The sequence below is a fragment of the Streptomyces sp. NBC_01549 genome (assembly GCF_026339955.1).
In the GTDB taxonomy this organism is placed as follows: Bacteria; Actinomycetota; Actinomycetes; order Streptomycetales; family Streptomycetaceae; genus Streptomyces.
Window position 1 is genome coordinate 3,416,393 of sequence record NZ_JAPEPW010000001.1, and the last position, 20,962, is coordinate 3,437,354.

At 69.8% G+C, this 20,962-nt stretch carries 20 protein-coding genes; 10 read left to right on the plus strand and 10 right to left on the minus strand.

Annotation, left to right across the window (positions count from 1 at the left end; all coding sequences use genetic code 11):
• Position 1 precedes the first annotated feature (1 nt).
• Positions 2 to 340, plus strand: a complete 339-nt coding sequence (locus OG819_RS15265) for a DUF2516 family protein (protein WP_266591217.1) — start codon at positions 2 to 4, stop codon at positions 338 to 340.
• A gap of 141 nt (positions 341 to 481) precedes the next feature.
• Here OG819_RS15265 and OG819_RS15270 read toward each other — a convergent pair whose 3' ends face one another.
• The 3 genes from OG819_RS15270 to OG819_RS15280 all read right to left on the minus strand — a co-directional run bounded on the left by OG819_RS15270 (position 482) and on the right by OG819_RS15280 (position 4,472).
• The gene (locus OG819_RS15270) at positions 482 to 1,855 is read right to left on the minus strand and encodes a response regulator (protein ID WP_266649868.1); all 1,374 of its coding nucleotides are present in this window, start codon (positions 1,853 to 1,855) and stop codon (positions 482 to 484) included.
• A 367-nt stretch (positions 1,856 to 2,222) separates the two neighbouring features.
• On the minus strand, positions 2,223 to 3,311 hold the full coding sequence (locus OG819_RS15275; RefSeq protein WP_266649870.1) for an NlpC/P60 family protein: 1,089 nt from the start codon (positions 3,309 to 3,311) through the stop codon (positions 2,223 to 2,225).
• Between the two features lie 339 nt (positions 3,312 to 3,650).
• A complete protein-coding gene (locus OG819_RS15280) occupies positions 3,651 to 4,472 on the minus strand; it encodes a class I SAM-dependent methyltransferase (RefSeq protein WP_266625921.1) in 822 nt (273 codons plus the stop codon).
• Positions 4,473 to 4,739: 267 nt separating this feature from the next.
• Between OG819_RS15280 and mshA the strand changes: the two genes are divergently transcribed.
• The 3 genes from mshA (at position 4,740) to OG819_RS15295 (ending at position 8,511) form a co-directional block, all read left to right on the plus strand.
• Entirely contained in the window at positions 4,740 to 6,077 is a 1,338-nt protein-coding gene (gene mshA, locus OG819_RS15285) for a D-inositol-3-phosphate glycosyltransferase (RefSeq protein ID WP_266649872.1), read from the plus strand.
• 106 nt (positions 6,078 to 6,183) lie between these two features.
• A complete protein-coding gene (locus tag OG819_RS15290; protein WP_266649874.1) occupies positions 6,184 to 6,675 on the plus strand; it encodes a YbjN domain-containing protein in 492 nt (163 codons plus the stop codon).
• A 138-nt stretch (positions 6,676 to 6,813) separates the two neighbouring features.
• Positions 6,814 to 8,511, plus strand: coding sequence for a glycosyl hydrolase family 28-related protein (locus OG819_RS15295; RefSeq protein WP_266649875.1), 1,698 nt, complete (start codon positions 6,814 to 6,816; stop codon positions 8,509 to 8,511).
• 25 nt (positions 8,512 to 8,536) lie between these two features.
• On the opposite strand, the gene OG819_RS15300 is transcribed toward OG819_RS15295, so the two are convergent.
• Together OG819_RS15300 and OG819_RS15305 are read right to left on the minus strand one after the other, a co-directional pair.
• Positions 8,537 to 9,175, minus strand: coding sequence for a class I SAM-dependent methyltransferase family protein (locus tag OG819_RS15300; RefSeq protein ID WP_266649876.1), 639 nt, complete (start codon positions 9,173 to 9,175; stop codon positions 8,537 to 8,539).
• A gap of 19 nt (positions 9,176 to 9,194) precedes the next feature.
• The gene (locus OG819_RS15305; protein ID WP_266625911.1) at positions 9,195 to 9,995 is read right to left on the minus strand and encodes an AraC family transcriptional regulator; all 801 of its coding nucleotides are present in this window, start codon (positions 9,993 to 9,995) and stop codon (positions 9,195 to 9,197) included.
• A 49-nt stretch (positions 9,996 to 10,044) separates the two neighbouring features.
• Here OG819_RS15305 and OG819_RS15310 point away from each other — a divergent pair, with 49 nt between their 5' ends.
• Positions 10,045 to 10,488 carry a DUF2000 domain-containing protein gene (locus OG819_RS15310; protein ID WP_266625909.1) on the plus strand — a complete coding sequence of 148 codons (444 nt, stop codon included), beginning with the start codon at positions 10,045 to 10,047 and terminating at the stop codon, positions 10,486 to 10,488.
• Between the two features lie 28 nt (positions 10,489 to 10,516).
• Here the strand turns inward: OG819_RS15310 and OG819_RS15315 are convergent, their stop codons facing one another.
• Entirely contained in the window at positions 10,517 to 11,770 is a 1,254-nt protein-coding gene (locus OG819_RS15315) for an MFS transporter (protein ID WP_266625907.1), read from the minus strand.
• 152 nt (positions 11,771 to 11,922) lie between these two features.
• Here OG819_RS15315 and OG819_RS15320 point away from each other — a divergent pair, with 152 nt between their 5' ends.
• The 3 genes from OG819_RS15320 to ltrA all read left to right on the plus strand — a co-directional run bounded on the left by OG819_RS15320 (position 11,923) and on the right by ltrA (position 15,379).
• Positions 11,923 to 12,684 carry a phosphoglyceromutase gene (locus OG819_RS15320; RefSeq protein ID WP_266433225.1) on the plus strand — a complete coding sequence of 254 codons (762 nt, stop codon included), beginning with the start codon at positions 11,923 to 11,925 and terminating at the stop codon, positions 12,682 to 12,684.
• Positions 12,685 to 13,093: 409 nt separating this feature from the next.
• The gene (locus tag OG819_RS15325; RefSeq protein ID WP_266649878.1) at positions 13,094 to 13,432 is read left to right on the plus strand and encodes a hypothetical protein; all 339 of its coding nucleotides are present in this window, start codon (positions 13,094 to 13,096) and stop codon (positions 13,430 to 13,432) included.
• Between the two features lie 690 nt (positions 13,433 to 14,122).
• Positions 14,123 to 15,379 carry a group II intron reverse transcriptase/maturase gene (ltrA, locus tag OG819_RS15330; protein WP_266649880.1) on the plus strand — a complete coding sequence of 419 codons (1,257 nt, stop codon included), beginning with the start codon at positions 14,123 to 14,125 and terminating at the stop codon, positions 15,377 to 15,379.
• A gap of 95 nt (positions 15,380 to 15,474) precedes the next feature.
• Here ltrA and OG819_RS15335 read toward each other — a convergent pair whose 3' ends face one another.
• The 4 genes from OG819_RS15335 to phoU form a co-directional block, all read right to left on the minus strand.
• Complete coding sequence (locus OG819_RS15335; protein ID WP_266649882.1) at positions 15,475 to 16,971, minus strand: FAD-binding oxidoreductase; 1,497 nt, start codon at positions 16,969 to 16,971, stop codon at positions 15,475 to 15,477.
• A gap of 346 nt (positions 16,972 to 17,317) precedes the next feature.
• Positions 17,318 to 17,566: an SCO4226 family nickel-binding protein gene (locus OG819_RS15340; RefSeq protein WP_266433231.1), complete on the minus strand. Its 249-nt coding sequence runs from the start codon at positions 17,564 to 17,566 to the stop codon at positions 17,318 to 17,320.
• 136 nt (positions 17,567 to 17,702) lie between these two features.
• On the minus strand, positions 17,703 to 17,855 hold the full coding sequence (locus tag OG819_RS15345) for a hypothetical protein (RefSeq protein WP_266433233.1): 153 nt from the start codon (positions 17,853 to 17,855) through the stop codon (positions 17,703 to 17,705).
• Between the two features lie 209 nt (positions 17,856 to 18,064).
• Positions 18,065 to 18,754: a phosphate signaling complex protein PhoU gene (gene phoU, locus OG819_RS15350; protein WP_266649884.1), complete on the minus strand. Its 690-nt coding sequence runs from the start codon at positions 18,752 to 18,754 to the stop codon at positions 18,065 to 18,067.
• Positions 18,755 to 18,992: 238 nt separating this feature from the next.
• On the opposite strand from phoU, the gene OG819_RS15355 reads away from it, so the two are divergent.
• Positions 18,993 to 20,270, plus strand: coding sequence for a cell wall metabolism sensor histidine kinase WalK (locus OG819_RS15355; protein WP_266433237.1), 1,278 nt, complete (start codon positions 18,993 to 18,995; stop codon positions 20,268 to 20,270).
• Positions 20,267 to 20,947, plus strand: coding sequence for a response regulator transcription factor (locus OG819_RS15360; protein ID WP_009340348.1), 681 nt, complete (start codon positions 20,267 to 20,269; stop codon positions 20,945 to 20,947). Before OG819_RS15355 ends, OG819_RS15360 begins: the two co-directional genes overlap by 4 nt.
• Positions 20,948 to 20,962 lie beyond the last annotated feature (15 nt).

The following is a 20,962-nucleotide window of genomic DNA, read 5'->3' on the forward strand; positions in this document are numbered from 1 at the left end:
AGTGCTGATGACGGCATTCGGCGGCTTCATGTCGCTGATCTTCCTTGCCATGCTGGTGCTCGCCGTGGTGGCACTGGTGATGGCCGCGGTGGCCCGCGAGGACGCGTACCGCGCGGCCGACAAGCAGAACAAGATGTTCTGGCTGATCATCCTGGGCATCACGGTGGCCGTGAATCTGCTGGTCCCGATCATCTTCCTGCAGATCGCGGGGCTGGTCGCCACGATCGTCTTCTTCGTGGACGTACGCCCCGCACTCCGTCAGGTCTCCGGCGGTGGCCGGGGCCGCCGCGGCGGAAGCAGCAGCGACGGCCCGTACGGCCCCTACAACGGCGGCCGCTGACCAGCGGACAGCGGACAGGTCCTACGGGCCCGACGGTGACGCGGGCCTGACTGTTACGCGGGTCCTGGCCGTCACGCGTGGCTGACGATTACGCGGGTCCAGCCGTCACGCGTGCCCGACCGTCACGCAGTTGTACGGCGGTCACGGCGTCCGGTCCAGCAGGAGTACCGCCACGTCGTCCGTCAGCTCTCCGCCGTTGAGGTCCCTGACCTCGTTCACCGTCGCTCGCAGCAGCTCCTCGCCCGCCAGGCCCTGCGCGAGCCGACGGCGCACCAGGTCCACCATGCCGTCCTGGCCCAGCCGCTGCTTGCCCTCGCCGATGTGACCCTCGATCAGGCCGTCGGTGTAGAGCATCAGACTCCACTCGCCGCCCAGCTCCACCTGCTGGCGCGGCCAGCGGGCACCGGGCAGCAGGCCGAGCGCCGGGCCGCCGTTCTCGTACGGCAGCAGTTCGACGGTGGGGGGCGCCCCTGTCCGAGCGGAGCCGGGACCCTGCGGGAGGCCGGGGCGGGAGAGCAGCGGGGAGGGGTGGCCGGCCAGGCAGAGCCCGGCGCGGCGGCCGTCCGGCGCGATGTCCACCGTGCACAGCGTCGCGAAGATCTCGTCGTTCTCGCGTTCGTGCTCCAGGACTCGCTGGAGGGTGGACAGGAGTTCGTCGCCGCACAGGCCCGCGAACGTCAGCGCCCGCCAGGCGATGCGCAGCTCCACACCGAGCGCGGCCTCGTCGGGGCCGTGCCCGCAGACGTCGCCGATCATGGCGTGCACCGTGCCGTCGGGCGTACGGACCGTGTCGTAGAAGTCGCCGCCGAGCAGGGCACGGGAGCGCCCCGGGCGGTAGCGCGCGGCGAAGCGGAGCGAGGAGCCCTCCAGGAGAGGGGTCGGCAGCAGGCCGCGCTCCAGGCGTGCGTTCTCCTGGGCGCGCAGCCTGGACTCGGTGAGTCGGCGCTCGGCCTTGTCGGAACGTTTCCGCTCCACCGCGTACCGGATCGCGCGGCTCAGCAGCCGACCGTCCAGCTCGTCGCGGAACAGGTAGTCCTGGGCGCCGACGCGCACCGCCTCCGCGCCGCGCTCGGCGTCACCGGAGGCGGTGAGGGCGAGGACGGCGTGCCGGGGCGCGAGCCGCAGTACGTGCTTGAGCGTGGTGAGCTCGCCGTCGCTCTCGGCGGCCGCCCGGCCGGGGGCGGGCAGCGCGAGGTCGAGCAGGATGCAGTGGACGTCGTCGGTGAGCAGCCGCTCGGCCTCGGTGAGGTTGCGGGCGGTGCGGATACGGATGGGTTTTCCGGCCGCGTCGAGCATCTCGGGCACGCTGAGCGAACCCGCCGGGTCGTCCTCGATGACCAGCAGGGTCAGGTTGGTGGTGCTGTCGACCGGGGTCGTGGCGGCGTGGGGCGCCGGTACTGCCCCGGCCGGGCCGCCGGTCGCGTCTCCGGATGGGCCGCCGGGTGAGAACGCGCCTTGAGCCTGACCGCTCTCCACGGCCGGGATCGCTCTCTGCCGCGGTATGGGTACGGGCATCGTCTGGGTTCCTTCCCTCCCCCCGAGGGCGTGGTGGGGCGAAGGTCCTCGACCCACCGACGGGGACCATAGCGGTAGCGGACGCCGCAACGGAATGGTGTGCGTCGCGGCATCCGGCAGGCGGCCACCGTCATATGCCGCATCCTGTACCGCACTTGGACAGGATGCGGTTCCGTCCGGAATGACGAACGTCACGTCGGCGGGGTTGAGAGGGATGTACAACCGTGGGTCGGGTCACATGGGGTGCGTCACGGCGGGGCGGGCGATTTCTCGGGCTTGATGACGGTTTGGCCGCCGAGGTCGATCGGCCGACCCACACCACCAGGACCCGTCGCACGCCGTCACGCGTCCGGCCGTGTGCACGCCGTCACGCGTCCGGCCGTACGACCCCCAGTATCGGCATCGACCCCGCCCCCGCGATCGTCACCGTCCGGCCCGGCCGCGGGGCGTGCACGATCGCGCCGTCGCCGATGTACATCGCGACATGGCTGGCGTCGTCGAAGTAGATGATCAGGTCGCCGGGGCGCATGTCCTTGACGTCGACGTGGGGGAGCTGCTTCCACTGTTCCTGCGAGGTGCGCGGAATGCCATGGCCGGCAAAGGCCCACGCCTGTGAGGTCAGCCCCGAGCAGTCGTACGACCCCGGGCCCTCGGCGCCCCACACGTACGGCTTGCCGATCTGGTCGGTGGCGAACTTCACCGCCTTCTTGCCCTGCTCGGACGCCTTGCCGCTGATCTCGGCGAGGACGCCGGAGCTCAGCCAGGCCGTCTGCGCCTTGTACGCGGCCTCTTCCTCGAGCTTCGCCAGCCGCTCCTTCTCCTTCTTCTTGAGCTGGGACTCCAGCTTCTCGGCGGCGGCGATCTGCTTCTTGATCTCCTTCTGCGCCGTGGCCTTGGCCTGGCGGTTGGCCTCCAGCTTCTGCCACTGCGCGGAGGCGTCCTTCGCGTACTGCCGCAAGTCCTGCTGCGTACGGGTCATCTCGGCGAGCAGCCCCTTGGTCGCGCGCTCGCCCTGGAGCACCCGGCCGGCGCCGTCCAGGTACTGCTGGGGGTTGTCGCTCAGCCACAGCCGCATCTCGGGCGGCAGCCCGCCGCCCCGGTACTGCGCCCGGGCCGCGGCGCCCGCGCGGTCCTTCAACTCCTCCAGCCTCTCCTGGCCCTTCACGATCTCGCGGGCCAGGTCGACGATCTCGGCCGACTGCTGCTTGGCCTTCTCCTCGGCGGCGTTGTACGCGTCCGTGGCGACCGCCGCGTCGTGGTAGAGATCGTCCAGTCTCTTCCGGATCGCCTCAAGGTCCTTGCCGACCGGAGAGGTTGTCGGAGTCGGTGTCGGTGTGCGCGTGGGTGTCGGCGTCGGTGTCGGGCTCGCATACGCCACACCCGGTGCTGACAACACCGCGCAGGCGCAGGCCAGAACCATGGCCGCCGTGGTCAGGCTCCGCTTGCCGGATCCCATTGCTCCGCCCCCAAACTGATTTACCGTCAGTAACTTATGGACGCCTGGGGGATCGTGCCATGTCGGCGCGCAATGCGACAGAGGTGGGCAAGAACTCCCCTCCCCCCGGCCCGCCTCCGCAAGACGATCTCCCGGCCTGTGTGACGAACCAGTCACGAAGTTCGTTCCGTGCAGCTCACGGGCGTGCGATGGCCGCGCGCTCGACACCCATACGTCATCCAGGTGTCGCACGCCTGTCGGGCACCTCCGTGTCCGCCGGCATCCCCGTGCCTGTCCGGCGCCTCCGTGCCCGTGCGGCCCCCGCGCCTCGCGCCTACGCGTCCCTCTTGTGCGCGGCGCTCACGCGAACGGGCCGCGGGGTGCCAACGCCTCCCAGCGCACCGTGACTTCACCCTGGCGCCAGCGGGGTATGCCGTCCGTCACCGGCCAGTCGGCCCTCAGGTCGTGGACCGTGCGTATCCAGCGCTGCCGCGCGCCGTACGAGGCGTAGGGCGCGGCGGCCGCCCAGGCGCGGTCGAAGTCGCGGAGGAACGCGTGCACGGGCTCGCCCGGGATGTTGCGGTGGATCAGGGCCTTGGGCAGGCGCTCGGCGAGGTCGGACGGGCGGTCGAGGGAGCCCAGGCGGGTGGCGAAGGTGACCGTGCGCGGGCCCTCGGGGCCGAGGGCGACCCAGACGTGCCGACGGCCGATCTCGTCGCAGGTGCCCTCGACGAGCAGGCCGCCCCGTGAGCCGAGGCCCGCTGGCGCGAGGCGTGCGCACAGGCGCTGCCAGACGTCGGCGACCTGCTCCTCGTCGTACTGGCGCAGCACGTTCGCCGCGCGGATGAGTGAGGGGCTGCCCTGCACCGGGACCTCGAAGCCGCCGTGCCGGAAGGCGAGCCCCTCGCGCTCGTACGGCCGGGCCGCCGCGACCCTCGCCGGGTCGATCTCCACGCCCACCACGCGGGTGCGGGGAGCGGCCGTGCGCAGGCGGGTCAGCAGCTCTACCGGGGTCCAGGGAGCCGCCCCGTATCCGAGGTCGACCGCCACCGGGTCCGTGCTTCTGCGCAGCTCGGCGCCGTGGGTGGCCGCGATCCAGCGGTCCATGCGGCGCAGTCGGTTGGGGTTGGTGGTCCCGCGCGTCACCGTACCCACGGGGCGGGACGCGGCGCGGGTTGTCATGCGTACGAGAGTAGGCGGCCGGGAGGAAGCCCGTGCGGGCCTGTGGATAACCTGCGCCGTCCTCCGTCGCCCTGTGGAAGAGACGGGGAAGCGAACTGTGCACGCAACCCGCCATCGAACGGTTGAGCGACAGCCGGTAATGATTCGGCAAAGGGGCGAGGAAGGGAACGCGGAAGGGAAATGGAGCGGCCTGCTCCGGCGTTGCCGCTCTTTGGAGGGTGCCGTGCGTCCTCCGCCCGGCATGCCCGCAGCAAGGAGGACCGCCACGTGAGCCAGTACGTCAGCAGGCTCGGGCGACGCTCCCCGGCGACGTCCTCACGGCTCAGGCTGCACCGCAGGCCCCGTCGCGTGGCGATGCTCTCCGTCCACACCTCGCCGCTCCACCAGCCCGGCACCGGCGACGCCGGCGGCATGAACGTCTACATCGTGGAGCTCGCCCAGCGCCTCGCCGCGATCAACATCGAGGTCGAGATCTTCACCCGGGCCACCACGGCCGCCCTCCCGCCGACCGTCGAACTCGCCCCGGGCGTCCTCGTCCGGCATGTCGACGCGGGCCCGTACGAGGGCCTCGCCAAGGAGGACCTGCCCGCCCAGCTGTGCGCCTTCACACACGGCGTCATGCAGGCCTGGGCCGGGCACCGCCCCGGTTACTACGACCTCGTGCACTCGCACTACTGGCTCTCCGGCCACGTCGGCTGGCTTGCCGCCGAGCGCTGGGGCGCGCCCCTGGTGCACGCGATGCACACCATGGCCAAGGTGAAGAACGCCGCGCTCGCCGAGGGCGACACCCCCGAGCCCGCCGCCCGCGTCATCGGCGAGACCCAGATCGTGCGCGCCGCCGACCGTCTCATCGCCAACACCTCCGAGGAGGCCGACGAGCTGGTGCGCCACTACGAGGCCGAACCCGGCAAGGTCGCCGTCGTCCACCCGGGCGTCAACCTCGACCGCTTCCGCCCGGCCGACGGCCGCGCCGCCGCCCGCGCCCGCCTCGGACTTCCGCAGGACGCGCTGATCCCGCTCTTCGCGGGCCGCATACAGCCCCTGAAGGCCCCCGACGTGCTGCTGCGCGCGGTCGCCGTCCTCCTGGACGAGCGCCCCGAGCTGCGCGGCAACATCGTCGTCCCCGTGGTGGGCGGTCCCAGCGGTACCGGTCTCGCCAAGCCCGAGGGGCTGCAGAAGCTCGCCGCCCGGCTCGGGATCGCCGATGTCGTGCGCTTCAGGCCGCCCGTCGGCCAGGAGCAGCTCGCGGACTGGTTCCGGGCCGCGTCGGTGCTGGTCATGCCCTCCTACAGTGAGTCCTTCGGGCTGGTCGCCATCGAGGCGCAGGCGGCCGGCACGCCGGTGCTGGCGGCCGAGGTCGGCGGCCTGCCCGTCGCCGTGCGCCACCGGGAGACCGGATTCCTGATCCCGGGGCACGATCCCGTCGCCTACGCGCGCGTGCTGCGCGATTTCGCCGACGACCAGGCGCTGTCCGCCCGGATGGGCGAGGCCGCCGCCCGGCACGCACAGCGTTTCGGCTGGGACACCGCGGCCGCGACCACGGCGGACGTGTACACGGCGGCCGTCCAGGCCCACCGCCACAAGGTGCGCGCCCACCAGGGCTGACGCGTCAGCCAAGGCTGACCCGCCCACCAAGGTCGGCGCGCCCACCAGGCCGACGCGCACACCGCCCGCGGGCCGGTCCGCCGGACGTCTGACGTACGCTCCCTCCATGGCTGACGCAGCGTCGATCATCGAGCAGGTCCTCACCGAGGCCGAGCTGGAGTGGGAGAGCCCCAAGGCGGGCTCGTACGTCGTGAAACTGCCCGGCACCCGCAAGCTCTCGACGACCGTCTCGCTGATCGTCGGCAAGCACTCCCTGTCGCTGAACGCCTTCGTGATCCGCCACCCCGACGAGAACCAGGAAGGCGTCCACCGCTGGCTCCTGGAGCGCAACCTCAAGCTCTATGGCGTGAGTTACGCGGTCGACCCCCTGGGGGACGTGTATCTGGTCGGCAAACTGCCGCTCGTCGCGGTCACGCCGGACGAGGTCGACCGGCTGCTCGGCTCGGTCCTGGAGGCCGCCGACGGCGCTTTCAACACCCTCCTTGAGCTCGGTTTCGCCTCCGCGATCCGCAGGGAGTACGCCTGGCGGACGTCCCGCGGCGAATCGACCCGCAATCTGGACGCGTTCACTCATCTGATTCAGCGTCCCGCCGACTGAATTGCTGGTCCAGTCCAACTAAGTGGTGCACGACCCTTTCCCGGCCAGGGGTCTCAGTGGCATGCTCACCGCCGACGCAGATCTGAACGTCGTTCACATCCATGGAATTCAATGGACTGCGATGGAAGGCGGGCGGGTATGAGCAAGGGGCACGTGAGGATCAGCAGACGAGGTCTGCTCGGAAGCGCCGTAGCCGTGGCGGCCGTCGCCGTGACCGGAGGACCGGCGACGGCCGCCGCACCACTGCGGACAGGTGCCGCACGACCGGATGGCGGGGGTCAAGTCCCGGCCGTCTGGCGGGAGTTCACCCGCGCTCCCTTCACCCACCCGCAGATCCCGTACGTCGGCAGGGCCGGCCACCGGGGCGGCGCGGCGCGCTTCCCCCGCCGCCCCGTCGTGGCCGACGTCCGCGCCTACGGCGCGGTCGCGGACGACGGCACCACGGACTGCGCCCCCGCGATCAACCGTGCCATCGCCGCTGCCGGGAGGGCCGGCGGTGGCACGGTGCTCATCCCGCCCGGCACCTTCCGTATCGACGACCTCATCCGCATCGGCCACTCGAACGTCGTGCTGCGCGGCGCCGGCAGCGACCGTACGAAGCTGTACGCGACCAAGAACCTCACCGAGCTGATCGGCGTCTACGGCTCCCGCTACGGCGGCGACAAGTCGTCCTGGTCCTGGGCGGGCGGTCTCATCTGGCTCGCCCCCACGGCCCGTTGGGACTCCCTGGTCGCCGCCGTCAAGGCCAAGGCCTGGCCCTTCGAGGGCTGGACCGGAAACAAGCGCGACGAGTGGGAGACCCTGACGACCGTCGCCCCCGCCACCCGCGGCTCCTGGTCGGTGACGGTCGCCGATCCCCGCCCGCTCAAGCCGGGCCGGCTCGTCCTCCTGCGACTCGCGGACGACGCCGGCCACACCCTCCTGGAGCACATGTCGGGCGGCGGTCCGGGCCCCGAGTCGTACTACTGGGACGACAAGACCAAGCTCACGAGTTACGTCCCCTACGAGTGGCCCGTACGCATCGCGCGTGTGCGGGGCAGAAAGGTCACCCTGGAGCGTCCGCTTCCCCTCGACCTACGCCCCGAGTGGGACCCGCGGCTGACCACCCACGTCGAGCCGCTGACCGGCTCCGGTGTCGAAGGCCTCACCCTGGAGGCCATCGAGACGCCCCAGTCCCCGCACCTCCTCGACAAGGGCTACAACGGGGTCGTCCTCCAGTGCGCGTACGACTGCTGGGTCGACGACGTGACGGTCCGCCACGTCGACAACGGCTTCGGCCTGGTCGCGGCCTCCGCCTGCACCCTGCGCCGCACCCGTGTGGCGGGCCGGGGCTCGCACCACCCGTACTTCTGCCGCGAGGGCTCGCACGACAACCTCGTCGAGGACTTCACCATCGAGCAGCGCACGGTCCCGGCCCCGCCGAACACCCAGCTCCACGGCATCAACGTGGAAGGCCTCTCCTCCTACAACGTCTGGTCGCGCGGCGACCTCCAGATGGGCACGTTCGACAGCCACCGCGGTCTGCCCTTCGCCAACGTCCGCACCGACATCACCGTCAACAACGACGGCCGCCACGGCGGTGACGCGAGCGCGGGTCCGCTCTTCGGCGCCCGCTTCACCCACTGGAACATACGGGTCACGAACGGCCGCGCGGGGCTGATGAAGATCGATGGTCTGGCGCCCTACTCCGCCACCGTCGGCCTCAACGAGGTGACCGAGTTCGACCAGATCGACGTCCCCGACTTCACCGGCGACCTGCACTCCCGTCTGGAGCTGTACGGGACCACGGACGTCGTACGCCCACGCAACCTCCACGAGGCCCAGCGGGACCTCTGACCCGCCCGGGCGGGTCGGCCGGGACTCACCCGAGCCTGTCGTACCCGACGAAGGTGAACATCCGCTCCCCGGACGGCAGCGGCCGGGGCTCACCGGTGAACCGGTGGGCCCCGACGCCGAATCCGAGCGCGGGGTCGGGGACCCACAGCCGCTCGAAACCGCGCTCCTCCAGCCAGCCGCAGACGCGCGGCACGAGGTCCGGTGCCTTGCGGTGCCGGGTCCACACGAGCGTGCCGCCCGTCCGGCACAGCGACGCGCAGAAGCCGGCGGTGCGCTCGACGTCCTCGTCGGTGAGATTGCCGAGGACACCGCAGACGAGGACGAGGTCGGCCGGGGCGAGGTCCCGGTAGTGGTCGGTCGACGCGGCGTCCCCGACGACGACCTCGACCCCCGACAGCCCCGCGGCCCCGGCGGCGCGCGCCGCCACCTCGGCGTTGCGGTCGTCCAACTCGACGAGCCGCGCGCGGACATCGCCCCGGCGGGGGTGCTCGGCGAGTACGCCGATCAGGTCGCGTCCCTGTCCGGCGCAGACGCTGACGGCCGTGAGCGGCCCGGGAGGCGCCCCGTCGAGGGCGAGCCGGACGCGGCTTTGGACGAGTGCGAGGCGTCGTCCGAGGTAGGAGTCGGAAGTGTCGTAGGCGTCGTGCCACTCATGCCAGTCCATGGGGGGGAGCGTACGGCGCTCAATCCCGGCGCCCCGTTCGCGCGTACCGTCCCGGCGGCACCCCCACCAACCGCTTGAAGTGGCGTGTCAGATGGGACTGGTCGTAGAAGCCGGTCGTCGTGGCCACCTCGGACGGTCTGCCGCCCTCCAGGAGCAGACGGCGTGCCCGGTCGACGCGGCGGGACATCAGGTACTGGTGCGGTGCGATCCCGAACGCCCCGCCGAACGCCCGTACGAGATGGGCGGGATGGGCGTGCAGGAGCCGGGCCGCCTCGTCGAGCGAGATCCCGTCCACGAGCCGAGCGTCGAGGAGTTCGCGCAGCCGGTGCGCGAGTGTGCGGTCGGGACGTGTCTCCTCGACGAGCCGCGGGCGCAGCCGGCCGCGCAACCGCTCGGCCACCAGCGTCAGCCTGCTCTCGGCCTCGAACTCGTCGCCGGGTTCGGCGAGGGCGGTGTGGAGCTGCCCGACACGCAGCCGCAGCAGGGGGTCACGCAGATCGGGGCCGTCCACCGCGGGCCCGATGAGGCTCTCGTCGAGGCGGCTCAGGTCGAGATAGAGGACGCGCTTGCGGAAGCCGTGTTCGGTGACCGGCGAACCGTTGTGCGGGACGTACGGCGGCAGCAGCGACACCGTGTCGTGCGGGGTCCCGTGCTCGTGCCGGTCGAGGTCGTACCGTACGGCGCCGGCGTCGACGATCAGGAGCGTCCACGCCTCGTGTACGTGCATGGGGTACGCGTACTCCGTGTAGTGCGCGTGGAACACCTCCACGACACCCGGAACGCGCGGGCGCCATGCGGAGATCTCCCGCCGGGCCACCATGCAAACAACGTACAAGACGAGGCCGTACGGGGGTCGGCAGTCTCAGTGCATGAGCAGCGAGAACCTTCCGGCCGCCGGCCCCGTCCGTTTCGACACCAAGATCGCCGTCCTGCTGAGGGACGACCTGGAGCCCTGGCAACGACTCAATGTGACCGCTTTTCTGGTCAGCGGGCTCGGGACGGTGGTGCCCGAGGTCGTCGGGGAACCCTACGCCGACGCGGACGACGTCCCGCATCTGCCGATGTTCCGCCAGCCCGTACTGATCTTCGAGGGCGGCAAGGAGACGCTGACCGCGGCGCACGGGCGCGCGCTGTCCCGGGTGCTCCCGCGGGCGATCTTCACGTCCGACCTCTTCGCCACCGGCAACGACCGTGACAACCGCGCGGCCGTACGGGCCGTGCCGTCGGGGGAGCTGGACCTCGTGGGGCTCGCGGTGTACGGGCCGCGGAACGCGGTGGACAAGGTGGTGAAGGGCGCGCGGATGCATCCCTGAACCACGGCCGCCGTGCTCCTCTCGCCCCTCACGCGGCGCTGACCCCGGGCTTCGCCGCCGCCGGGCTCGCCTCCGCCGCCGGTTCCTCCGTGGGCAGCCGCCGCATGAGCAGCCCGTACCCGAGCCCGGCCACCGTACCCACCAGCGCGCACAGCCCCCACAGCCACTCGGCCCCGAACCGGTCGATGACCACGCCGGACATCAGGGGGGCGATCAGCGCGGCCAGTGACCAGGAGAGGGTGTACATGCCCTGGTAGCGGCCCCGGCCGTGGGTCGGGGAGAGCAGGACGACCAGGCCCGTCTGGGTGGGCGCGTTGACGATCTCGGCCAGGGTCCACACGCATACGGTGAGCGCGAAGACGCCCACCGACCCGGCGAAGGCGGTGAGCCCGAAGCCGTACCCGGCGAGAACCGAGGAGATCACGAGCAGCCGCCGCGGATCCCGGTGCTGGATGAAACGGGTGACCGGGATCTGCAGTGCGACGATGAGGACGCCGTTGACGGCGATCGCCATGCCGTAGTCGGCGGGGGTGAAGCCCGCCCTGCCCATCGCGACGGGGAGTCCCACGGAGCCCTGCTGGAAGACCAGGGCGACGAGGAAGGACAGCCCGACGACGCTCATGAAGCGCCGGTCGCGCAGCACGGTCCCGAGGCCGACGTCGTCCGTGGCCTCCTTGGCCGACCGGACCGGCCGGGACTCCGGCAGCTTCGCGAAGACGACCAGCGCGCAGACGAGCGTCATGCCGGCCTCGATGAGGAAGCCCGCGAGGTAGCTGAACTCGGCGATGAAACCGGCGGCCATCGAGGAGACCGCGAAGCCGAGGTTGATGGCCCAGTAGTTGAGGGAGAACGCCCGGACGCGGTCCTCGGGCCGCACGATGTCGGCCATCATCGCCTGGACTGCGGGCCGGGAGGCGTTGCTGGCCATCCCGACCAGGAAGGCGACCGCGGCGATGGCCACCGGGTCGTGCATGAAGCCGAGCAGCGCGACGGAGGCGGCCGTCGAGGTCTGCGCGACCAGCAGCGTGGGCCGCCGCCCCAGCCGGTCGGCCATCACGCCCGCACCGAGCGAGGAGACGACACCGCCGAGGCCGTGCAGGGACGCCACGAGACCCGCGTACGAGGCGGAGTAGCCGCGGTCGAGCGTCAGGTACAAAGCCATGAAAGTAGCTACAAAAGCCCCGAGCCGGTTGACCAGAGTGCTGGTCCACAGCCACCAGAACTCGCGGGGGAGCCCCGAGACGGTCTCTCGGGCGGCGCGTCGCATGACGGCGAGTGGCATCGGTCGTCCCCCATGGATGTAAGCGGCTCAGGTACTGATGGCAACTTACGAGCGGGAGGTCTCCGGAAGCCACTCAATTAACAGATGCCGTCAACTGTCCGGCTTCCGGGCAGGTGCGCGAGGGGACGAAGGCTTCCATTACGCTCGGACGCATGGCCGACGCACCGTACAAGCTGATCCTCCTCCGCCACGGCGAGAGCGAATGGAACGCGAAGAACCTGTTCACCGGATGGGTGGACGTCAATCTCAACGAGAAGGGCGAGAAGGAGGCAGTCCGCGGCGGTGAGCTGCTGAAGGACGCCGGCCTGCTGCCCGACGTCGTGCACACCTCGCTCCAGAAGCGCGCGATCCGCACCGCCCAGCTCGCGCTGGAGGCCGCCGACCGCCACTGGATCCCCGTCCACCGCTCCTGGCGTCTGAACGAGCGCCACTACGGCGCCCTCCAGGGCAAGGACAAGGCCCAGACCCTCGCCGAGTTCGGCGAGGAGCAGTTCATGCTGTGGCGCCGCTCGTACGACACCCCGCCGCCGCCCCTCGCCGACGACAGCGAGTTCTCGCAGGCGAACGATCCGCGCTACGCGTCGATCCCGCCGGAGCTCCGCCCCCGCACGGAGTGCCTGAAGGACGTCGTCATCCGCATGCTGCCGTACTGGTACGACGGCATCGTCCCCGACCTCCTCACGGGCCGCACGGTCCTGGTCGCCGCTCACGGCAACTCGCTGCGCGCCCTCGTCAAGCACCTCGACGGCATCTCCGACGCCGACATCGCGGGCCTGAACATCCCGACCGGCATCCCGCTCGCCTACGAGCTCGACGCCGACTTCAAGCCGCTCAACCCCGGCGGCACGTACCTCGACCCGGAGGCGGCCGCGGCCGCGATCGAGGCGGTCAAGAACCAGGGCAAGAAGAAGTAGGTTCCGTGATCATGCCCCCGACCTGCGCATACGGCGCGGATCGGGGGCGTTTTCACGGCCCGGGCCCTCTGTGGGACCTCAGCACGGCGGCTCTCGCGGCGGTCGGAGTGCCTGACGGATGACGCCGGTCCTTTGGTGCCGGAACAAGTGCGGCCACCTGCAGTACGGTTCGTGGGGGCTGCGGGCCGGAGCGGGGGTGGGTGTGGTGCGTGGGAGGGAAGAGCGGTCGGCTTCCGGGCCGCGGGCGATGGCCGGGCCGTTCGCCCCTTCGAACTCGCGGGCATGGCTCGCCGGATGCGCTGTGGCGGCGTCAGCAGTCCTGCTCACCTCCTGCACGTCCGGCAGCGGTGACGGTGAGGCCTCCCCGCATCCCTCGTCGCCTGCCGCGAGTGGGCCGCAGGCGGCGACAGTGCCGTCCCAGAAGGAACTCACCGAGCAGGCTCAAGCGGCCCTGACCGCCGTCCACAGCGGGAGGATGGTCGAGGCCGGCGCGGAGCGGGTGATCGACGGCGTCCACACCGAGCCGAGTCTGGGCGAGGGCAGGACATACAGGCTCAACCTGGTGTGCGTCGGCAACGGCAGTGCGCGGTTGACATTCACACCGGCGAGCACCGGCACAGAGACCAAGGTGCCGTGCGATCAGTCAGTGGTCCAGCAGCGGATCACCGTGCACAAGCCGGTACGCATCGATGTCGACGGCACCAAGGGGGCAACCGGCGTGATCGCCTGGCGGATCGACGCCGTCTGATCCGGGCATACGGGCGTCCCCGGCACGGCTGCTGGGGGCGCTCAGTCCGTACGGCCGTGAAATACGGACAGCGCACAGCACGCTGGCCCCTGACCGTTTTACCTGGTCGTGTGTCACGAACGCTGAAGGAGGCGTCGATGTAGGAGCTTCTGGAAGCGGTGCTGTGCAGGAGATGGAGGTAGGTCCTCCGGGGTCGCCCTGCAGGGGGAGGCTTCAAACCACCGCAGGCTGCGTCGGTTAAGTGCCGTTCGTGGTGAGCGCTGCGGGAAAAGGCGCGACCTGATCGCGTCAGGTGTGGGTCAGGAAGGCGAGCGGGAGCGAACCGCTGATGACGTGTCGTAACAAATTCCAGTGGCGTCGAAACCAGGGCGAGACCAGGGCTCTGGGACAAGTCCGGGGGGAGCCTGCTGACTGCCCGGATGGCGTCCGGCATGTAGGCGGCGCGAGCCTGACCTGGGCTCTTGCATGGAACGTGAGAACCTGTCGCCCCGATACTGCTGCCGGCCCGTGGGGCCGGCGCCGAGAGGGAGATCCCCAAGCGGCCAACACCGCAAGGGGCGGAGTACTGACGCGGGGCACGGGGGCAGACCGTCTCGTAGTAGTGACGAAGCCCGGTAATGCGGGTGGAGCGAAGGGGACGGATCATCCAGGTCTGCTTGGCGGTCAACCGGAGTTCCCGGGAGGAGCCGGATGAGTGGGCTGAAGTCGTTCGAGATTTCGAAGCATGTGGTCTGGGAGGCGTATCTCAGGGTCAAGGCGAACGGGGGAGCGGCCGGGGTTGATGGCGAGTCGATCGAGCGGTTTGAGGCTGACCTGCGGGGCAACCTCTACAAACTGTGGAATCGCCTGTCGTCGGGCAGCTACTTCCCGCCGCCGGTGCGGATGGTGGAGATCCCCAAGTCTGGGGGATCGGGCAAGGTCAGGGTTCTCGGGGTGCCGACGGTCGCGGACAGAATCGCGCAGACTGCGGCGGCCATGGTCCTGGAGCCGGAGGTGGAACCGATGTTCCACCCCGATTCTTATGGATACCGGCCGCGCAGAAGCGCGCTGGACGCGGTCGCGGCCTGTCGGGAGCGGTGCTGGAGGACGAACTGGACGGTCGATATCGACATCCAGGGGTTCTTCGACAACCTCGACCACGACCTGGTCCTCAAGGCGGTGGCCCACCACACCGACCAGCGGTGGATTCTGCTGTATGTGGAGCGCTGGCTGAAGGCTCCGCTGCGGCACAAGAGTGGCGAACTGGTCGCGCGGGATCGTGGGAGTCCCCAGGGCTCGGCGATCTCGCCCCTGTTGGCGAACCTGTTCATGCACTACGCGTTCGACACCTGGATGGATCGGGTCTTCCCGGGTGTCCGGTTCGAGCGCTACTGCGACGACATGGTGGTTCACTGCCGCACCGAGGCCGAGGCGCACCAGGTGCGTCAGGCGATCGGCCAGCGGCTGGCCGAGTGCGGGGGCTTGCGGCTGCATCCCGACAAGACCCGCATCGTGTACTGCAAGGATGGCAAGAGGCGTGGTTCGTACGAGCACGTCTCGTTCACCTTCCTCGGGTACACGTTCCGCTCGCGGAAAGTCCGGTCGAGGACGGGGAGTTACTTCTTCGGCTTCAACCCGGCGATCAGCGACGAGGCGGCCAAGCGCATCCGGGCACAGATCCGCCGATGGCGGCTGCACTTGCGCAGTGGGTCGTCCCTGGCAGACCTTGCACGGGAGATCAATCCCGTCGTGCGGGGATGGATCAGCTACTACGGGCGGTTCTATCCGTCCGCGTTGGTCCCGAGCCTGAAGGGCATCGATCAGTATCTGATGCGATGGGCCGTGCAGAAGTACAAGCGGCTCCGGCGTCGCCGGAGCCGGGCATGGCAGGGCTTGGAGAAGACCGCCAAGCTCTACCCGGGGCTCTTCGCCCACTGGAAACTCCTCCGGCCTCGAACGACCGGGTGATGGGAGCCGTGTGAATCGAGAGGTTCACGCACGGTTCTGAGAGAGCCGGGAGGTGAGATCCCTCCCGGCTACTCGCTAGGGGCCGTCGATCCGCGTCAGCAGGACGCGGGCGGGATGCTCTGCTCGTACTGGAAGACGTTGTGGGGGTCGTACTTCGCCTTGATCCTGCGCAGCCGGTCGAAGTTGGATCCCCAGTAGGCGGTCTCCCAGTCCTGCATTCCGATGTTCGGCACGTTGGCGTAGGCGCCGTCCACCCAGGGCCGCATTGCCTGGCTGAACTCGGCGATCCAGGCCTGGGCCTGTGGGGTGAGTGGGTCGCAGACGCCTGGTTGCCCTGTACGAGGCCCCCAGCCGGCGCCTTGCTCGGAATAGAACAACGTGTCGCGGTGCGGGAAAGACGTACCGCCGCGGGGCTCCTTCCTCACCGCCCCGCCGAAGGCCTGGGTGAAGAAGTTGCTGTCGTCCGTGGGGGCGTCCCGCATGAATGAGGCGACAATACTGATCGCCTTCTTCGGGAACGGTTTGCTGGAGAACTGCGAGAAGAACTTCCAGCTCCCGGGCTCGGCGCTGGTAGGAATCTGGAATCCCGCGTATACGTCGCCCCAGTTACCGACCTGTACCGAGACACTGGGATTGCCGACCGACAGGATCGGAGCCAGCAGCGCCTTCACCTCTTCCGCCGACCCTTCCGCCAGAACCCCGAACAGCAGGGTCTGGTTTCTGTGGATCTCGAGCTGGGTTCCGAGACGCTTGTCGGCGAACAGTGCCGTACGCTGCCATGCGTCGAAGACCCCATGGAGGTCCCCGATGCCTTCCCATGTCGCCTGCAGATAGGCGACGCTCTTCAGTGGAGACGCCTTATAGGTGAGTGAGGTGACGATGCCGAAGTTGCCGTTTCCCGCTCCGCGGAGCGCCCAGAGCAGGTCCGAGTTGTTCTTCAGATCCGCCTTGATCACCCTGGCGCACTCGGCACCCGACGGCACGACGACCTCAGCCCCCGTCAGGCTGTCGCAGGCCATGCCGAGGTAGCGGACGAGGAAGCCGAGGCCGCCGCCGAGCGTCGCACCGGACAGGCCCACGGAGCCCTCTGTTCCGGTCGTCACCGCGAGGTCCTTCTTCGCGAGTGCGGTCACCGCTTCCAACTGGTTGAGCCCGGCGCCGAGGACCGCGGTACGAGAGGCGGTGTCGATGTGGACCGACTTCAACTCGCTGACGTCGATCACGATGCCGTTGTCCACGTTCGACCAGCCTTCGAGGCTGTGGCCGCCGCTCCGCACCCGCAGCGCGACATTGTTCTGCCGCGCCCACGTGAGGGCGTTGACCACGTCCTGGGTGTTCTGGGCGTAGACGATGACCAGTGGATAGTGAGCGAAGAGCTCGTCCCAGCCGAGGCTCGCATCCGCGTACCCGGGGTCGTCGGGACGGACGATGCGGCCGGTCAGCTTCGCCGGCTTGCATCTCGCGCTTTCGGCCCCTTCGGTCGTGGCACTCGCGCCCGGTGCTTCCGCGGCCGTGATGCCCGGGAGGACGACCGCGCCGGCGCCGGTGGCCGCCGTGGCCTTCAGTAGTCCACGACGAGAAAATTCCTGCATGGTCCGTATCCTCTCGACCGGGCCACGCCAGTATTCGGCTTGGGTAGAAATATTCCGCCGACTGGCGCGCGTTTAATCCGTTGTGGATGAATTCTGAGGGCCGCAGAGTAACAGGGGTGGGCAGGGTTGGTTCGTCCGACATGCTAATTGATGGCGAGGGTGAATTGTTGAAATAGAATGTATGCGGGTGGGCGTGAATTAGCCCAGTCAGGTGGATATCGCGGGGCTTGATGTTCGTGTTTTCGGCGTGGTGGTCAATCTGTCACGCCAGGTCCGGCGTCCTGGACCGCAATGGCCGGTCGTCGGCCGTCCGGCCTACCGGGGTGCGGGAGTCCCGGGCCGGGCCTCAGATCGACAGCGGGACCGGGTGGATTTCGTCCGCCTTGTGGCCCGCGCGTTCGTGAACGCGCTGGACCGCTTCGGCCGAGGGGGCGTCGGAGAGGCAGTAGACGATGCCGGAACCCGGGTCCGCCCACGCCCGCTCGAAGTGCACGCCCTCCTCCTTCTCCACGGCGAGGTCCGCCTTGTGTGCCGCCATCAGCTGGTCGGCCGTGATGCCTGACATCCCGTGGTGGACGTCCATGTACTGAGCCATGGCCGCGCACCTCCTTCCGAGCGAGCTCGGCCGCTCCATGCTCTCCCTCCATGCTGCTCCGGTACGGGCATGGAAGCGACCGTGCGCAGAGGGGCCCCGTCGTGATGACGGGGCCCCTCTGGTCGGATCCGCGCGATCAGCCGCACTGGCACGGGTTGCCCGACTGGCACCCGCACCCGCAGCCGGAGCCGCAGCCGCAGGCGCCGAACAGCGGGAGGCTTTTGATGTCGGCGGGCTGCTCGGTGTCGCGGTCCAGGGTCGGGTCGGGCGTGGCGGGAGAATCGGCCATGGTGTCCTCCTCGGTGAGGCCTCAACGAGGCATTGAGGCCGGGTGCCTACGCCTATACGCCTGTACGCCTAGGCGAGGCGCGAGTGCCTACCCTCATTGGATGCCCGCTCCGCTGGGCGCATCAACGGCGCACTGAGGCTCGTTCGCGCCCCCGGAGTGAGACGGCAGCCCCCGGTACGCCCGGAACGGCAGCCTCCCGTACTCCGGCCTCAGATGCCTTCCGCCCCCGTGACCGGCTGAATGTCCGGCTGGAGCTCGTCCGCGTGCTCACCCGTGACCAGGTACACCACACGCTTGGCCACCGACACCGCGTGGTCGGCGAAGCGCTCGTAGTAACGGCCCAGCAGGGTGACATCGACGGCGGTCTCGATGCCGTGCTTCCAGCGGTCGTCCAGCAGGTGCTGGAAGAGCGTGCGGTGAAGCTGGTCCATCTCGTCGTCGTCCTGCTCCAGCTGGAGCGCCAGGTCGACGTCCTTCGTGATGATCACCTCGGCCGCCTTCGCCATCAGGCGCTGCGCGAGCTGGCCCATCTCCAGGATCGTGGCGTGCAGGTCGTGCGGGATCGCACGCTCGGGGAAGCGCAGCCGGGCCAGCTTCGCCACGTGCTGGGCCAGGTCGCCGGAGCGCTCCAGGTCGGCGGACATACGGAGCGAGGTGACGACGATGCGCAGGTCCGTCGCCACCGGCTGCTGGCGGGCCAGCAGGGCTATCGCCCGGGCCTCGAGCTCGTGCTGGAGATCGTCGACCTTCTGGTCGGCCGCGATCACGCTCTCGGCCAGCTTCAGATCGGCGTCGAGGATGGCCGTCGTGGCGCGTCCGATCGCCGATCCGACGAGCCGGGCCATGTCGACCAGGCCGTCGCCGATCGAGTCAAGTTCCTCGTGGTACGCGTCACGCATGTGGTTTGTCCCTCTCTTACGTCACCTTGGGGCCCGGGGGCCGGGCTGCCCCGACCGCCGGACGGACCGCCGGACGGGCCCCGTGAACCCCACGCTCCCACGTTCCGGCCCGTACGCGTCCGTTTCCGGCACCCCAAATGAACCATCCCTGGCTCCTGGGTGAACTCTGGGCGACGAGTGTTCGAGGTCGCACTCCGATGGCTGTGGCCTGGCGTGACGGCATGCCTAACCTGGGTGCATGGACGTGAACGCGGCGGTCGCCGCAGCGGCAGCGATCGCCGGAGTGCTCACCGGTGTCATCGCCATGCTGGCGTTCCGCTGGAGCGAGCGCGACCAGAAACGCCCCACCCGCACATCTCTGCACACGGACCCGGTGCTTCCGCCGGGCGTCGACACGGTTCTCTCCGTGCTCCGGTCCTCGGCCGTCGTCCTCGACGAGGCCGACGCCGTCGTCAAGGCCAGCTCCGCCGCGTACGCCCTCGGGCTGGTACGTGGCGGCAAGCTCGCCGTCGAACCGATGATGCTGATGGCCCGCGACACCCGTCGCGACGGGGAAATACGCCAGGTCGAGCTGGATCTGCCGAGGCGGGGGACCGGACGGGGGGAGGCCCTGGCCGTCTCCGCGCGGGTCGCCCCGCTGGGCTCCCGGCTCGTGCTGCTCCTCGTCGAGGACCTCACCGAGGCCCGGCGGATCGAAGCGGTACGGCGCGACTTCGTCGCGAATGTCAGCCACGAGCTCAAGACGCCCGTCGGCGCGCTCTCCCTCCTCTCCGAGGCCGTCATGGACGCCTCGGACGATCCGGAGGCCGTCGAGCGCTTCGCCGGACGAATGCAGATAGAGGCCACCCGGCTCACCAACCTCGTCCAGGAGCTCATCGACCTGTCGAGGGTGCAGAACGACGATCCCCTCGAGGACGCGGAGCCCGTCCGGGTGGACGAGCTGGTCGCCGAGGCCATCGACCGGTGCCGCCACCAGGCCGGCACCAAGCAGATCACCATGGCCGCCGGAGGCACCGCCGACCTGAGTATCTGGGGGAACCGGGGCCAGCTGGCCGCCGCCCTCGGCAACCTCGTCGAGAACGCCGTCAACTACTCGCCCGCCCGCACCCGGGTGGGCATAGCCGCGCGCCGGGTGACCGCGCCCGGCGGAGACCTCATCGAGATCGCCGTGACCGACCAGGGCATCGGCATCTCGGAGAAGGACCGGGAGCGCGTCTTCGAGCGCTTCTACCGCGTCGACCCGGCCCGCTCCCGCCAGACCGGCGGTACGGGTCTCGGTCTCGCGATCGTCAAACACGTGGCCGCCTCGCACGGCGGGGAGGTCACGGTGTGGAGCTCCGAGGGTCAGGGCTCCACGTTCACCCTGCGGCTGCCGGAGGCGGCCGCGGCCCGCGACCGCGGGATCGACCACGACATGCCCGGACTCGACGATGAGGACGAGAACGGGCAGCCCGACGGGACGACCACCGTCACATCCCCGTACGAACCGCTTCCCGCTCCGGAGGTCCTTCCGTGACCCGTGTGCTCGTCGTCGAGGACGAGGAGTCCTTCTCCGACGCCCTGTCGTACATGCTCCGCAAGGAGGGTTTCGAAGTCGCCATCGCGACCACCGGGCCCGACGGACTCGACGAGTTCGAGCGCAATGGCGCCGACCTCGTCCTCCTCGACCTGATGCTGCCGGGCCTGCCCGGTACGGAGGTCTGCCGCCAGCTGCGCGGCCGCTCCAACGTCCCGGTGATCATGGTCACCGCCAAGGACAGCGAGATCGACAAGGTCGTCGGGCTGGAAATAGGAGCCGACGACTACGTCACCAAGCCCTTCTCCTCCCGCGAGCTGGTCGCCCGTATCCGGGCCGTCCTGCGTCGCCGCGGGGAGCCGGAGGAGGTCACCCCGGCCGCTCTCGAGGCCGGTCCCGTCCGTATGGACGTCGACCGCCACGTGGTGACCGTCTCCGGCTCCAAGGTCGACCTCCCCCTGAAGGAGTTCGACCTCCTGGAGATGCTGCTCAGGAACGCGGGCCGGGTGCTGACCCGTATGCAGCTCATCGACCGGGTGTGGGGCGCCGACTACGTGGGCGACACCAAGACCCTGGACGTCCACGTCAAGCGGCTCCGGGCGAAGATCGAGCCCGACCCGGGGGCGCCGCGGTACCTGGTCACGGTGCGTGGCCTCGGTTATAAGTTCGAGCCGTAAACCGGCTGCGTCATG